Raw genomic sequence first — 14,191 nt, 5'->3', positions numbered from 1 at the left:
CGGTTCCGGCGATGTGAGCACAAACGGGGGGATGACGTGATGGCTTCGGGCGTGCGGACGCGATCACGCGACCGGTCCGGTTCGCGTGACGGCGCTCCGTCGGGTCCGGCGCCGCAGCGGCACGCGTCAGCGCCTCAGGGTGCCGCGCAGGGGGCCGTCTCGCTCACCCTCATGTCCGGTCCGGGCCGGGGCGGTTCGTTCCGTCTGCAACGGGTCGTGCTGCTGGAGCTGGCGGCCGCAGTGCTGCTCGTCGGCTGGGCCGTCGGCCCCTTGGCGTTGATCCCGGCGGCCGTGGTGGCGTCGGCGCTGGTGGTGCCCGCCTTCGTGCGTCGCCGCGGTCGCTCGCTCCCCGAATGGCTGGCGACCGTGCAGGCGTTGCGGTCCCGCCGGGGGAAGGCCGTCGCGGCCCCGGCGGGCACCGAGCCGGGCCTGGCACCGGCCGTCGAGTGCGATCCGAGTCTGCGTACGTACGCGTACGGCGGCCGGGACCGGCGGCCCGTCGGGATCACCGGGGACGGGACCTTCGTGACCGCCGTGCTCCAGGTCGAGGCCGACGCGACGGCCCTGCGGGCCGGGCGCAATCGGCAGCCGCTGCCGCTGCGGCTGGTGCGGGACGCCCTGGACGTGGACGGCATCCGTCTGGAGTCCGCGCAGATCGTGCTGCACACCCAGCCCTCACCGGCGACACATCTGCCGCGGCAGTCCGTCGCCGTCAGCAACTACGCACCGCTGCAGGCCGAGACGGGTGCGCCCGCCGTGCGAATCACCTGGATCGCACTGAAGCTCGACCCCGAGCTGTGTCCGCAGGCCGTCGCCGCGCGGGGCGGCGGGCTGGTGGGGGCGCAGAAGTGCGTCGTGCGGGTGGCCGACCACCTGGCCAGTCGGCTCACGGGGGCCGGATTCCGGGTCACGGTGCTGAACGAGGAGGAGCTCGTCGCCGCCGTCGCCACCTCCACCTGCGCCAATCCCCTGGTCACGGCCGAGGCGGGGCGGGCCGATCTGCCGCAGCGGCGGACCGAGGAGTCCAGCCGGAGCTGGCGCTGCGACAACCGTCGGCACACGACGTACTGGATACGGCGCTGGCCCCGGCTCGGCGGCCCCGGGCCCTCGTTGCACCACCTGGTCGCGCTGCTCACGGCCGTTCCGGCACTTGCCACCACGTTCAGTCTCACCCTGGGGCGCGGCGAGCGCGGGGAGGTGTCGCTCGCCGGCCATCTACGGGTGACCGGACGCGGCGACGAGGAACTGGTCGCCGCGCGCAGGGCGTTGGAGGAGGCCGCGCGCCATGCCGGTGCGGGGATCGCCCGGCTCGATCGCGAGCAGTTGCCCGCCCTGCTCGCCACGCTGCCGCTCGGAGGTGCTCGGTGACGGCCGTCAACACGGTTCCGGGGGCGGGCTCGTACGGTGCCCCCGCCGAGGAGCCCCCGGTCGGTGGCCGGTTGCGTGATCGGGTGCGCAGCGGGTTCGGGCTGGTGGGGCCCCGGCACGGGCGGCACGCGCTGTCCGTGGAGGAACTCGACTCCCTGGCGCTGCCCGTCGGTGACGACGGGGTCGTCGTCGGCGTGGACGGCCAGGGGCAGCCCGCCGTGCTGGGCTTCAACCGGCCCACCCCGTACGACGTCGTCCTGATCGGCTCGTTGTGGACCGCCCAGGTGCTCGCCCTGCGGGCGGCGGCGACCGGCGCGCGGGTGGCCGTGGAGACGGGGCGGGCCCAGCAATGGATGCAGATGGTGCACGCCATGGGCGGCGGCCAGAACGGCCTGAGCGTGTACGACGTGGGGCGCGTGCCGCCGCAGGGCGCGTCGGCGGGCCAACCGGTACTGGTGGTGCGGGACTGCGGTATGCGGCCGCCGCGGGGGCGTGTCGTCTCCGGTCCGTGGCAGGCCGTGCTGACGCTGCTGCCCTATCTCAGCCCGGTGGCGCCGCGGCTGATGCGGCAGGCGCGGCTCGTCGGGGTGCAGCGGGTCTCGCCCGACGAGGCCGCGGAGGTGGGGCGCACCATGGGCCTGCCCCGGGCCGATGTCGAGACGCTGCCGACCCTGCACGACGGCGTCACCCTGTGGTGTGGCGCTCGGGACCGGCAGTATGTGGTGACGCGGCCCACGGATGCCGAGACCGGATTGTTGGGTACGCCACGGAGGATGGACTGAACGGGAGCGGCAGCGGATCGGCGGGCCTGACTGCCGCCGGTCCTGCGGTGGTTGCGACCGGTTCGGTCCCGTCTTTCGCCCGGTTTGTGCACCGGCGGCGCCCGGCCGGTGCACGGCCCGCGTCCGAACGTCCGTCAGGTGCGGGCGGGTTGCGGCCCGCCGGGCGGGCACGGAGGGTCGGACAGACCTGCCGTGGGGACGCTCGTGGTGATTAGGCTGGGAGTGGGCGCCCCATCAGAACCCGTGGCGGGCCGTCCGCGCCCCACGGGGGATTGCCGGGCGGAATCGTACGACGTCGTACGACGTCGGACGACGTCGGACGACGTCGGACGACGTCGGACGACGTCGGACGACGTCGGACGGCTTCGTACGACGAGAGCGGTCGCCCCAGCACGGCATGAGGGTGCTCGACCACACCAGGAGGAACTGTGAACAGCGATCGGGACGGGATGCGCGGGGGCTGGGCTTCACCCGACGATGACCAGTCCGACGCCGAGTCCGCCATCGACATGACGGGCGAGTTCACCATCGACTACGCGCCCCCCGCCTGGTACACGCAGAACGCGTCCGGGGGTACGGCGGACACGGCGGCCTCCGCGGACGCTCCGGCCGGAGCGGTTCCGCCCGCGCCGCCGGCACCCGTTCCGCCGGCACCGGTTCCCCTCACGCCGCCGGTTCCTTCCGCGGACGGTGGTGCGGCGGCGCCCGCCGCTCCTCCGGCGGGCGCTTCTCCGGCACCGGCGGGCGGTCCGGCGGGGGCGCCGGACGCCGCGTCAGGCGACGGCTTCCCGGTGTGGGCGCCGCCGGGCGACGCGCCCGAGCCGTCGGGCCGAGACCTGGAGGGTGGCGCCACGATGCGGTTCCCCCCGGCCGCGGTCAAGCAGGAGTTCGAACAGCTCGCCGCGGCGAGCAAGGCCGCCGAGGACATCGGGGCGGACACGCCCGACGCCTCGCAGCAGCAGGCGGAGTCCGGGGACGGCGGCGACTTCGAGTTGACCGCGCCCGCGACGGGCGCCGCCGCCCCCACGCCGGACGAGCGCCGGGAGAGCGGCGCGTCGGCGGCCGAGGACGACACCGGGGTCGCGAGCGGCGCGGGTGCCGGCGTGCCGGACGAGGGCGCCGCGGCCGACGCCACGGGTGACGACGCGGACGACACCGGGCCCGCGGCCCAGGCGGCCCGGACCGCACGAGAAGGTGAGGGTGAGGCCGAAGCCCTCGGTGACGCCGCGCCCCCGGAGGCCGCTGGGGCGGAGACCACGCCCCCGGCCCCCACCGCCGGAGCCCCCGAAACCTCCGGCGAGGCCGCTGAGTCCGGTTCCGCCTCGGACGCCGCGCCCGCCGTACCGCAGGCGGGCCCGGCCGCCGACGCCCCCGCCGTGCCCGCCGTGCCCGCCGTTCCGGACGCCCCCGCCGTGCCCGCGGCTCCGGACGTCCCCGGGAGCGGACAGCCGTCGCAGGGCTGGACCCCGCCGCCGGTGCCGCAGAACACGGTTCCGCCGCTGCCGCCCGCCTATCAGCCGGCCGCACCCGGTCCGGCCGCGCAGTGGCCCGCCGGTCCGCAGGCCGCCGACGCGGTGCCGCCCGCCCCCCAGCCCGCTCCGGCGGCACAGTCCGACGTCCGGCCGCAGCCCCCGGTGCCGCCGCAGCAGCAGCCGTTCCAGCCGCAGGCGCCCGAGGCCGCCCCGGCCGCCTGGCAGCAGGCCGCGCCGGGAGCGCCCGCCGGCGCACCGCCCGCGCAGGCCGGCTACGGCTTCCCCCAGCCCGGAGTTCCTGCTCCCCCGGCCCCCAACGCCCCCGACCAGCAGCCCGGTTACGGCTTCCCGCAGCAGAGCGCCGCGCCTCCGCAGGCCGGTTACGGCTTCCCACAGCAGAGCGCCCCCGCACCGGCCCCGGGTGCCCAGGCACCCGCCCCGCCCGCCCCGACGGCTCCCGCCCCTGCACCGCAGCCTGCCGCCCCCCAGCCCCTGGCCCCCCAGGCCGGTCACGGGTTCCCGCAGCAGGGCGGGCCGGTTCCCCCGCAGGGCGGCTACGGATTCCCCCAGCAGGGGCAGCACGTGGCCCAGCCGCAGCCCCCGGTCGACCCCCGCGCGGGCGCCGCGTGGCCGCAGCCGGTGCAGCACGACCATCGGCAGCCGACCAACCCCGGTGCGGCGCCCCTCGGTTACACGGCCGCGGTGGAGCTGTCCTCCGACCGGCTGCTCAACAACAAGAAGCAGAAGACGAAGAGCAGCCGCCCGGTCGGCGGCGGTGGCCGGTTCAAGCTCGGCGGCAAGAAGGAGGAGGCCGAGCGGCAGCGGAAGCTGGAGCTGATCCGCACGCCGGTGCTGTCGTGCTACCGCATCGCCGTCATCAGCCTCAAGGGCGGCGTCGGCAAGACGACCACGACCACCGCGCTGGGCGCCACGCTCGCCACCGAGCGGCAGGACAAGATCCTCGCGATCGACGCCAACCCGGACGCAGGCACGCTCGGCCGCCGTGTGCGCCGCGAGACCGGCGCCACCATCCGCGACCTGGTCCAGGCGATCCCGTACCTCAACTCGTACATGGACATCCGGCGGTTCACCTCTCAGGCGCCCTCCGGGCTGGAGATCATCGCCAACGACGTGGACCCGGCCGTCTCCACGACCTTCAACGACGAGGACTACCGCCGCGCGATCGACGTGCTCGGCAGGCAGTACCCGATCATTCTGACCGACTCCGGCACGGGGCTGCTGTACAGCGCGATGCGCGGGGTGCTGGACCTGGCCGACCAGCTGATCATCGTCTCGACCCCGTCGGTCGACGGTGCGAGCAGCGCGAGCACGACGCTGGACTGGCTGTCCGCGCACGGGTACGCGGACCTGGTGGCGCGCTCCATCACGGTCATCTCCGGGGTCCGCGAGACCGGCAAGATGATCAAGGTGGAAGACATCGTCTCGCACTTCGAGACGCGCTGCCGCGGTGTCGTGGTGGTGCCGTTCGACGAGCATCTGGCGGCGGGTGCGGAAGTCGACCTCGACATGATGCGACCGAAGGTGCGGGAGGCGTACTTCACGCTGGCCGCGATGGTCGCCGAGGACATCGCGCGCCACCAGCAGTCGCACGGCCTGTGGACGTCGGACGGCAACCCGCCGCCGGTCGCCGCCCCGCCGCTGCCCGGCCAGATGCCCGGCCAGCCCGTCGCGGGTCAGCCCATGCCCGGCCGGATGCCGGGGCAGCAGGTCCCCAATCACCCCGCCCAGGGGTACCCGCAGCCGGGACAGGCCGCACAGCCCCAGCCCGGGCAGCCCTATCCGCCGGTCCAGCAGCCGTACCCGCCCCAGCCGCCGCACCCGGGCCAGACCCCGCCCCCGCCGCCCCAGCAGTAGGCGGCCGGTCTCCCGGGCGGGGAGACGGCGGTGCGGAAAAGGGGGCGGCCCGAGCCTGCAGGCTCGGGCCGCCCCCTTTCTTGCGCGCCCGTCGGGCGAGGCTGTGGCCGGCTCACCCCAGGCCGGGTGACCCGTCGGGCGATCCGCCGGGCGTCCCGTCACGCACCGCGTCGTGCGTCGCCTCACGCACCGCGTCGTGCGCCGCGATCAGCTCCCGGCAGCGCTTCACGTCCTCCGCCATCTGTTCCAGCAGGGCGTCCAGCGACTCGAACCTGGCCTGACCGCGGACGAACGCGAGGAAGTCCACGGCCACGTGCAGCCCGTACAGCTCCAGCCCCACCCGGTCGATGGCGTACGCCTCCACGGTCCGCTCGGTGCCGTCGAACTGCGGGTTCGTGCCGACCGAGATCGCGGCCGGCATCGCCTCGCCCGCGACGTGCAGCCAGCCCGCGTAGACGCCGTCGGCCGGGGTCGCGGTGTGCGGCAGCGTCTCGACGTTGGCGGTCGGGAAACCGAGCTCGCGGCCGCGCTGGGCGCCGCGCACCACCACGCCCTCGACCCGGTGCGGACGCCCGAGGATCTCATGTGCGCCCTCGACGTCGCCCTCGGCGACCAGCCGCCGGGTCAGGGTGGAGGAGAAGGGCTCGCCGCCCCCGGCCTCACCGGTCACGTAGAGGTCCACCACCTCGACCTCGAAGTCGTACGTCTTGCCCAGCTCGGCCAGGAACTCCACGTTTCCGGCGGCCTTGTGGCCGAAGCGGAAGTTGGGGCCCTCGACCACGGCCTTGGCGTGCAGCTTGTCCACCAGGACCTTGACCACGAAGTCGGCCGGCGAGAGCCGGGAGAACTCCGTGGTGAAGGGCAGGATGAGGACCGCGTCGACGCCCAGTCCGGCCATCAGTTCGGCGCGGCGGTGGTGGGGGGCGAGCAGCGGCGGATGGCTGCCCGGGCGCACGACCTCGCTGGGGTGCGGGTCGAAGGTGACGACCACCGAGGGGACGCCCAGTTCGCGGGCGCGCTCCACGGCATGCCGGATGATCAGCTGGTGTCCGCGGTGGACTCCGTCGTAGGAGCCGATGGTGACGACGCTGCGCCCCCAGTCCTGGGGGATGTCCTCCAAGCCACGCCAGCGCTGCACTGTGACCGCTCCTCGTCGAACCCGTGTCCGTCTTTGCCTCTTACGCAGGTCTAAGGGTGCCATGCCCGGGGACCTCGACCCGCATCGGCATGGTGGCTGTGACGGGCGGCACGCGGGACTCCGGAGCGACGGTGATCACATCGGCGCCCGGCGGCCGCGGGATCCTGGGGGCCGGTTCGGGCGGCGCCCCCGCCCGAGCGTAGTGGCAGGCGGCAGGCGGCAGGCGGCAGGCGGCAGGCGGCAGGCGGCAGGCGGCAGGCGGCAGGCGGCAGGCGGCAGGCGGCAGGCGGCAGGCGGACGATGATCAGCGAGAAAAGACCTCGTGCCGAACGCGCCCCCTTCCGCTCCCTCGGTTCACTCCGAGCGCCTGCTCGATGGGGTGAATAGCCCGGTGGGGATGGATACACCTCTGGAGGGGGAACCGAGGGGGACCGTGGAGCGGCGGCTCGACCCCGTGACCGCCGCTCCACGGCAGGCGTCAGCCGAACACGGCCAGGCTCTTCGCCTTGCCCTTCTGCTCCTCCACCAGCGCGACGAAACCGCCCTGCGGGTCGAACACGGCGACGGGCCCGGCCCCCGCGTACTCGTCGGGCATCTCCAGGCGCACACCGTTGGTGAGCAGCCGTGCCCGCCTGGCATCCAGCTCCCAGCGGGGGAAGGCTGCCGTGGCGGCCTCGGCCACCGGCATCACGGTCAGCTCCTGCTGGAGCTGGTCGAGGGTGCGCGCGGAGTCGAGCTTGTAGGGGCCGACGCGAGTGCGCCGCAGCGCGGTGAGGTGTCCGCCGACGCCCAGGTCGGCGCCCAGGTCTCGGGCGAGGGCCCGGATGTAGGTGCCGGACGAGCAGACCACGGACACCAGCAGGTCGAGCACCGGGGTGCCGTTCTCGGCGACGGCGTCCCGCACGTCGTGGACCGCGAAGGAGGAGACGGTGACCGGCCGGGCCGGGATCTCGAAGTCCTCGCCGTCCCGCGCCCGCTTGTACGAGCGCACCCCGCCGATCTTGACGGCGCTGACCTTCGACGGCACCTGCATGATGTCGCCGGTCAGCTTGGCGATGCCGGCGTCGACGGCGTCGCGGGTGAGCCCGGAGGCGTCCGTGGAGGAGGTGATCTCCCCTTCGGCGTCGTCCGTCAAGGTGTTCTGGCCGAGCCGGACGGTGCCGACGTACTCCTTCTCGGTGAGGGCAAGGTGCCCGAGGAGCTTGGTGGCCTTCTCCACGCCGAGGACGAGCACGCCGGTCGCCATCGGGTCGAGGGTGCCGGCGTGGCCGACGCGCCTGGTCTTCGCGATCCCGCGCATCTTGGCGACCACGTCGTGCGACGTGAAGCCCGACGGCTTGTCGACGATGACAAGGCCGTCGGGCGCGGTGTGCTTGCCGGTCATTCGGTGGTGTCGTCCGTCTCGTCGGTGGAGCCGGGCTTGCGGTACGGGTCCGCGTCGCCGGCGTACGAGGCGCCCGTCGCCGCCTCGCGCACCTTCTCGTCGGACGCACGTGCCTTGTCGAGGAGGTCCTCGATGGTCCGGGCGGTGTCCGGGAGTGCGTCGGCGACGAAGGTGAGGGTGGGCGTGAACTTCACACCCGCCGCCCGTCCGACCTCGGAGCGCAGGATGCCCTTGGCGCTCTCCAGGCCGGCCGCGGCGGCCTTCCGTTCCTCCTCGTCCCCGTACACCGTGTAGAAGACGGTCGCCTCCCGCAGATCACCCGTCACCCGGGTGTCCGTGATGGTGACGTGCGAGCCGAGCCGCGGGTCCTTGATCCCGCGCTGCAGCTTCTGGGCCACCACCTCTCGGATGAGGTCCGCCAGCCTCTTCGCCCGCGCGTTGTCGGCCACTGGTCCGTCTCCCGTTCTTTCCTGTCTGTGTTCTCGGTTCAGTCGTCGTCGCCGTGGAAGCGCCGTCTGACGGACAGCAGCTCCACCTCGGGGCGCCCGGCGACCAGCCGCTCGCACCGGTCCAGTACGTCGGTCAGATGCCCGGCGTCGCCGGAGACCGCCGCGAGGCCGATGCAGGCCCGCCGATGGAGGTCCGTGTGATCCACCTCGGCCGCGCTCACCGCGTACTTCCGCTGGAGTTCGGCGACGATCGGGCGGACGACGGAGCGCTTCTCCTTCAGCGACCGTACGTCGCCGAGGAGGAGGTCGAAGGACAGGGTCCCCACGTACATGGATGTATCCGGATGACCCGCCGGCACGGGATCGATGGCCCCGCCGCCGCTATGGGCAGGGACACGAAAACCGTACAACGAACACCGGATCGACTCGACGGGGTTTTCGCGGGCACGCGACGGCCCGGCGGCGCGGGACGAGGCCGTCCCGGCCGCAGCGGCGCCCGAGGGCGGCAGCCCCCGGGACGCCAAGGGGCGGCCGGCGGGGAGAAACCCCCGCCGGCCGACCCTCGCGCATCGGCCTTGCCCGCCGTCAGGCGCGCGGCTTCTCGCGCAGCTCGTACGTCGCGATGACGTCGTCCACCTTGATGTCGTTGAAGTTGCCGAGGTTGATACCGCCCTCGAACCCTTCGCGGATCTCGGTGACGTCGTCCTTGAAGCGACGCAGTCCCTCGATGGTGAGGTTCTCCGCGACCACCTTGCCGTCGCGGATGAGGCGGGCCTTGCTGTTCCGCCTGACCTCGCCGGAGCGGATGAGCACACCCGCGATGTTGCCCAGCTTGGACGACTTGAAGACCTCGCGGATCTCCGCCGTACCGAGCTCGACCTCCTCGAACTCCGGCTTGAGCATGCCCTTGAGGGCCGCCTCGATCTCCTCGATCGCCTGGTAGATGACCGAGTAGTACCGGACATCCACGCCCTCGCGCTCGGCCATCTGCGCCGCGCGGCCCGCCGCGCGCACGTTGAAGCCGATCACGATGGCGTCCGAGCCCATCGCCAGGTCGATGTCCGACTCCGTGACCGCACCGACGCCGCGGTGCAGGACCCGGATGTCGACCTCTTCGCCGACGTCCAGCTGGAGCAGGGAGGACTCCAGCGCCTCGACCGAACCCGAAGCGTCACCCTTGATGATCAGGTTCAGCTGCTGGACCTCGCCGGCCTTCAGCACCTTGTCCAGGTCCTCCAGCGACACACGGCGCGTGCGCTTGGCGAACGCCGCGTTCCGCTCGCGGGCGGCGCGCTTCTCCGCGATCTGACGGGCCGTACGGTCCTCGTCGACCACGATGAAGTTGTCGCCGGCGCCCGGGACGTTGGTCAGGCCCAGTACCTGCACCGGCGTCGACGGGCCGGCCTCGGCCACGTTGGCGCCGTTGTCGTCGAGCATCGCCCGGACCCGGCCGTACGCGTCGCCGACCACCATCGTGTCGCCGACCCGCAGCGTGCCGCGCTGGACGAGGACCGTCGCCACGGCGCCGCGGCCGCGGTCGAGACGGGACTCGATCGCGATGCCCTGCGCGTCCTGGCCCGGGTTGGCCCTCAGGTCCAGGGTGGCGTCGGCGGTGAGGATGACGGCCTCGAGCAGGCTGTCGATGTGCAGGCCCTGCTTGGCGGAGATGTCGACGAACATCGTGTCGCCGCCGTACTCCTCGGCCACCAGGCCGTACTCGGTCAGCTGACCGCGCACCTTGGTCGGGTCCGCGCCCTCGACGTCGATCTTGTTGACCGCGACCACGATCGGCACGTCGGCCGCCTTGGCGTGGTTCAGGGCCTCGACCGTCTGGGGCATCACACCGTCGTTGGCCGCCACCACGAGGATCGCGATGTCGGTCGACTTGGCACCGCGGGCACGCATGGCGGTGAACGCCTCGTGACCCGGGGTGTCGATGAAGGTGATCTTCCGGTCGTCGCCGTTGACCTCGGTCGTGACCTGGTAGGCACCGATGTGCTGGGTGATGCCACCGGCCTCGCCCGCGATGACGTTCGTCTTGCGGATGGCGTCGAGCAGGCGGGTCTTGCCGTGGTCGACGTGACCCATGACGGTCACCACCGGCGGACGGACGACCAGGTCCTCCTCGGAGCCCTCGTCCTCACCGAACTCGATGTCGAAGGACTCGAGCAGCTCGCGGTCCTCCTCCTCGGGGCTGACGATCTGAACCGTGTAGTTCATCTCGCCGGCGAGGAGCTGCAGCGTCTCGTCGGAGACGGACTGCGTGGCCGTGACCATCTCGCCCAGGTTCATCATGACCGCGACGAGGGACGCCGGGTTGGCGTTGATCTTCTCCGCGAAGTCGGTGAGCGACGCACCGCGCGACAGGCGAATGGCCTCGCCGTTGCCGCGAGGCAGCATCACGCCGCCGACCGACGGGGCCTGCATGGCCTCGTACTCCTGACGGCGCTGCCGCTTCGACTTGCGGCCGCGACGCGCCGGACCGCCGGGACGGCCGAACGCACCCTGCGTGCCACCACGGCCACCGGGACCACCGGGACGACCGCCGAAGCCGGGACGGCCACCGCCGCCACCGCCGAAGCCGCCGCCACCACCAGGGCCACCGCCACCGGGACGACCGGCGAAGCCGCCGCCACCGGGACGACCGGCGCCACCACCGCCACCGGGACGGCCGGCGAAGCCGCCGCCACCGGGACGACCGGCGCCACCACCGCCGCCGGGACGACCCGCACCGGCCGGGCCACGGCCGCCGGGGCCGGGACGCGGGCCGGCAGCGGGACGCTGCGGCATCATGCCCGGGTTCGGGCGCGGACCGGCGGGACCGCCGCCGGGACGCGGACCGCCCTGCGGACGGGGCATGGCACCCGGCGTCGGCCGGGGGCCGCCCGGGGCCTGCGGACGCGGACCGCCGGCTGCGCCCTGCGGACGGGGACCGCCCTGGCCGGCACCCTGCGGACGCGGAGCGCCCGGCGCACCGGGGCCACCCGGACGGGGGGCCTGCGGACGGGGCGCCTGCGGACGCGCCATGCCGGTGGAGCCACCGGAGGTGAAGGGGTTGTTGCCCGGACGGGGACCGGCCGGACGGGCACCCGGGCGCGGACCCGAGGTGCTCGGACGACCGGCACCGCCGCGTCCGCCCTGCCCGTGGCCGGACGGAGCCGGACGGGCGCCGGGCTTGGGGGCACCGGGACGGGCGCCGGGACGCGGCGCCGGGGCGGCCGGAGCCGACGGCGGAGCCGTGAACTCGGGCGTGCCCGGGGCCGGGGACGCCGGAGCGGGCCGCGGCGCGGGCTTGGGGCCCGGGGTGGGACGCGGACCCGCGGCCGGAGCCGCGGGCCTCTCGGCCGCGGGCGGCTTGGGCGCCGCCGGGCGAGGGGCAGCCGGACGTGCGGCCTGCGCCGGGGAGGGCGCGGCCGGCCTGGCCGGAGGAGCCTTGCGGGCGGCGGGCCTGGCCCCACCGCCGTTGCCCTGCTGGAGGGCGTCGGTCAGCTTGCGTACTACGGGCGCCTCAATCGTGGACGACGCCGAACGGACGAATTCACCGAGTTCCTGGAGCTTGGCCATGACGACCTTGCTCTCGACACCGAACTCCTTGGCGAGTTCGTAGACCCGGACCTTAGCCACTTCGCTCCTTTGAGGTCCGGGTTGCGTCCGGACCGTCGCTAGTTCATGGGCGTACTCATCGCGTACTCATCGAGTGCTCATCGCAATCTCGACCTGCTTTCGACTCGCGAGGTACCAGGCCGCACGGTCTTCCGTGCGGCATGTCGTGCGGTGTTGCGTGCTCAGCAGGTGCTGTTCAGCAACCTTCTGTCCGCTCCACGTAACGGCGCAACGCCTTTACGTCGAGCCCCGGGACGCGCAGCGCCCGCGGGAGCGCCCGGCGGCGGACCGCCAGGTCGAGACATCCCAGGGCGGGGTGTATGTACGCACCCCGGCCGGGCAGCGTACCGCGAAGATCGGGGACGCAGGCGTCCTCGGTCACCACGATGCGCAATAGTTCGATCTTGGCCGCTCGCTCCCGGCACCCCACACAGGTGCGTTCAGGGCGTGCGCGGGCACGCGTCCGGCCAGACACGGTTCAGTCTACCTCCCCGCGTCGACCTCACCCCTTTGGGGCAAGAATCGAACGGCTGTTGTCGTGATCTCAGCGCCCCGCGGCCCGGATGTATTCCCGGTCCGGGGCCGCCGCCTCAGTCCTGGTTCCCCGCGGGCTGCTCCGTGTCGGGCCGGATGTCGATCCGCCAGCCGGTCAGCCGGGCCGCGAGGCGGGCGTTCTGCCCCTCCTTGCCGATCGCCAGCGACAGCTGGTAGTCGGGGACCGTCACCCGCGCGGAGCGGGCCGCGAGGTCGACGACATCCACCTTGTTGACGCGGGCCGGGGAGAGCGCGTTCGCCACCATCTCGGCCGGGTCGTCCGACCAGTCGACGATGTCGATCTTCTCGCCGTTCAGCTCGCCCATGACGCTGCGCACCCGGCCGCCCATCGGGCCGATGCACGCGCCCTTGGCGTTCAGACCCGATCGGGTGGACCGCACGGCGATCTTCGTACGGTGGCCGGCCTCACGGGCGATCGCGGCGATCTCGACGGAGCCGTCGGCGATCTCCGGCACCTCCAGCGCGAAGAGCTTCTTCACCAGGCCCGGGTGCGTGCGGGACAGCGTGACGGAGGGGCCGCGGACGCCCTTCGCGACCCGGACGACGTACGACCGGATGCGCTTGCCGTGCTCGTAGGTCTCGCCCGGCACCTGCTCCTGCACCGGCAGGATGGCCTCCAGCTTGCCGATGTCCACGAGCACGTTCTTCGGGTCGCGGCCCTGCTGGACCACCCCGGTGACGATGTCGCCCTCGCGGCCCGCGTACTCGCCGAGCGTCGCGTCGTCCTCGGCGTCGCGCAGGCGCTGCAGGATCACCTGCTTGGCGGTGGTGGCGGCGATCCGCCCGAAGCCCGACGGGGTGTCGTCGAACTCGCGCGGCTCCTGCCCCTCCTCCAGGTCCTCGGGGTCCTCCTTCGCCCACACGGTCACATGGCCGGTCTCCCGGTCGAGCTCCACGCGCGCGTGGCGGCGGCTTCCCTCGGTGCGGTGGTAGGCGATGAGGAGGGCCGACTCGATCGCCTCGACCAGCAGGTCGAAGGAGATCTCCTTCTCCCGAACCAAGCCCCTCAGGGCACTCATGTCGATGTCCACGGCTACGCCTCCTCCTCTTCCTTCATGTCCCTGTTGTCCTTGCGGTTGAACTCGACCTGGACGCGCGCCCTGGCGATGTCCGGGAAGGCGAGTCTGCGGGTGGTGGCCTTGCGGCCCTTCACACCGGGCACTTCGAGGTCGACGCCGTCGTCGTCGACCCGCAGAATCCTCGCGACCAGCTCGCCGCCCTCGGCCAGCTGGAACCTCGCCAGCCGGCCGGCGGCCCGTACGTAGTGCCGGTGTTCCTTGAGGAGGCGTTCCGCGCCCGGGGTTCCGACCTCGAGGTCGTAGGCGCCCTGGCCCATCGCGTCCGTCTCGTCGAGCCTCGCCGAGAGCGCACGGCTCACATCGGCGATCTGGTCCAGGTCGGCACCGGCGTCGGAGTCGACGACGACACGGAGCACACGCTTGCGTCCGACGGAGTCCACGGCGATCTCTTCGAGATCAAGGCCCTGGGAGCTGACGAGCGGTTCCAGCAGCTCTCGCAGCCTCTCGCTCTGGGTGGTGCTCATCCGGGTGACTCCTCGGCCGCGT

11 protein-coding genes are annotated in these 14,191 nt (G+C 73.4%); 3 read left to right on the top strand and 8 right to left on the bottom strand.

The window, feature by feature from the left end:
• The first annotated feature begins 39 nt into the window (after window positions 1-39).
• The 3 genes from eccE (at window position 40) to ACFYMU_RS15230 (ending at window position 5,497) form a co-directional block, all read left to right on the top strand.
• Window positions 40-1,368, top strand: coding sequence for a type VII secretion protein EccE (gene eccE / locus ACFYMU_RS15240; RefSeq protein ID WP_388372847.1), 1,329 nt, complete (start codon window positions 40-42; stop codon window positions 1,366-1,368).
• Window positions 1,365-2,150, top strand: coding sequence for a hypothetical protein (locus ACFYMU_RS15235; protein WP_388372845.1), 786 nt, complete (start codon window positions 1,365-1,367; stop codon window positions 2,148-2,150). The genes eccE and ACFYMU_RS15235 overlap by 4 nt, the downstream gene beginning before the upstream one ends.
• A gap of 428 nt (window positions 2,151-2,578) precedes the next feature.
• Window positions 2,579-5,497 carry an SCO5717 family growth-regulating ATPase gene (locus ACFYMU_RS15230; RefSeq protein ID WP_388372843.1) on the top strand — a complete coding sequence of 973 codons (2,919 nt, stop codon included), beginning with the start codon at window positions 2,579-2,581 and terminating at the stop codon, window positions 5,495-5,497.
• 112 nt (window positions 5,498-5,609) lie between these two features.
• Here the strand turns inward: ACFYMU_RS15230 and ACFYMU_RS15225 are convergent, their stop codons facing one another.
• The 8 genes from ACFYMU_RS15225 to rimP form a co-directional block, all read right to left on the bottom strand.
• Complete coding sequence (locus tag ACFYMU_RS15225; RefSeq protein ID WP_388372841.1) at window positions 5,610-6,635, bottom strand: bifunctional riboflavin kinase/FAD synthetase; 1,026 nt, start codon at window positions 6,633-6,635, stop codon at window positions 5,610-5,612.
• 478 nt (window positions 6,636-7,113) lie between these two features.
• Window positions 7,114-8,019, bottom strand: a complete 906-nt coding sequence (gene truB / locus ACFYMU_RS15220; protein WP_388372839.1) for a tRNA pseudouridine(55) synthase TruB — start codon at window positions 8,017-8,019, stop codon at window positions 7,114-7,116.
• Entirely contained in the window at window positions 8,016-8,468 is a 453-nt protein-coding gene (gene rbfA, locus ACFYMU_RS15215) for a 30S ribosome-binding factor RbfA (protein ID WP_388372837.1), read from the bottom strand. The genes truB and rbfA overlap by 4 nt, the downstream gene beginning before the upstream one ends.
• A 38-nt stretch (window positions 8,469-8,506) precedes the next feature.
• Window positions 8,507-8,800 carry a DUF503 domain-containing protein gene (locus ACFYMU_RS15210; protein ID WP_388372835.1) on the bottom strand — a complete coding sequence of 98 codons (294 nt, stop codon included), beginning with the start codon at window positions 8,798-8,800 and terminating at the stop codon, window positions 8,507-8,509.
• A gap of 253 nt (window positions 8,801-9,053) precedes the next feature.
• Window positions 9,054-12,092: a translation initiation factor IF-2 gene (gene infB, locus ACFYMU_RS15205; protein WP_388372833.1), complete on the bottom strand. Its 3,039-nt coding sequence runs from the start codon at window positions 12,090-12,092 to the stop codon at window positions 9,054-9,056.
• A 175-nt stretch (window positions 12,093-12,267) separates the two neighbouring features.
• Window positions 12,268-12,546: a YlxR family protein gene (locus tag ACFYMU_RS15200; RefSeq protein WP_388372831.1), complete on the bottom strand. Its 279-nt coding sequence runs from the start codon at window positions 12,544-12,546 to the stop codon at window positions 12,268-12,270.
• Between the two features lie 115 nt (window positions 12,547-12,661).
• Window positions 12,662-13,657 carry a transcription termination factor NusA gene (gene nusA, locus ACFYMU_RS15195; RefSeq protein WP_388372829.1) on the bottom strand — a complete coding sequence of 332 codons (996 nt, stop codon included), beginning with the start codon at window positions 13,655-13,657 and terminating at the stop codon, window positions 12,662-12,664.
• Between the two features lie 2 nt (window positions 13,658-13,659).
• Window positions 13,660-14,169 carry a ribosome maturation factor RimP gene (rimP, locus tag ACFYMU_RS15190; RefSeq protein ID WP_388372828.1) on the bottom strand — a complete coding sequence of 170 codons (510 nt, stop codon included), beginning with the start codon at window positions 14,167-14,169 and terminating at the stop codon, window positions 13,660-13,662.
• Between the last annotated feature and the right edge of the window lie 22 nt (window positions 14,170-14,191).

The sequence above is a fragment of the Streptomyces sp. NPDC007264 genome, assembly GCF_042869095.1.
Lineage (GTDB): Bacteria > Actinomycetota > Actinomycetes > Streptomycetales > Streptomycetaceae > Streptomyces.
Note: the sequence above shows the minus strand (reverse complement) of the source record. Positions and strands in the feature narration are given on the sequence as shown.

Bases quoted from the DNA above. Each gene is read 5' to 3' on its own strand.
- truB (WP_388372839.1), bottom strand. From the start codon at position 8,019: ATGACCGGCAAGCACACCGCGCCCGACGGCCTTGTCATCGTCGACAAG.
- ACFYMU_RS15210 (WP_388372835.1), bottom strand. From the start codon at position 8,800: ATGTACGTGGGGACCCTGTCCTTCGACCTCCTCCTCGGCGACGTACGG.
- eccE (WP_388372847.1), top strand. From the start codon at position 40: ATGGCTTCGGGCGTGCGGACGCGATCACGCGACCGGTCCGGTTCGCGT.
- rimP (WP_388372828.1), bottom strand. From the start codon at position 14,169: ATGAGCACCACCCAGAGCGAGAGGCTGCGAGAGCTGCTGGAACCGCTC.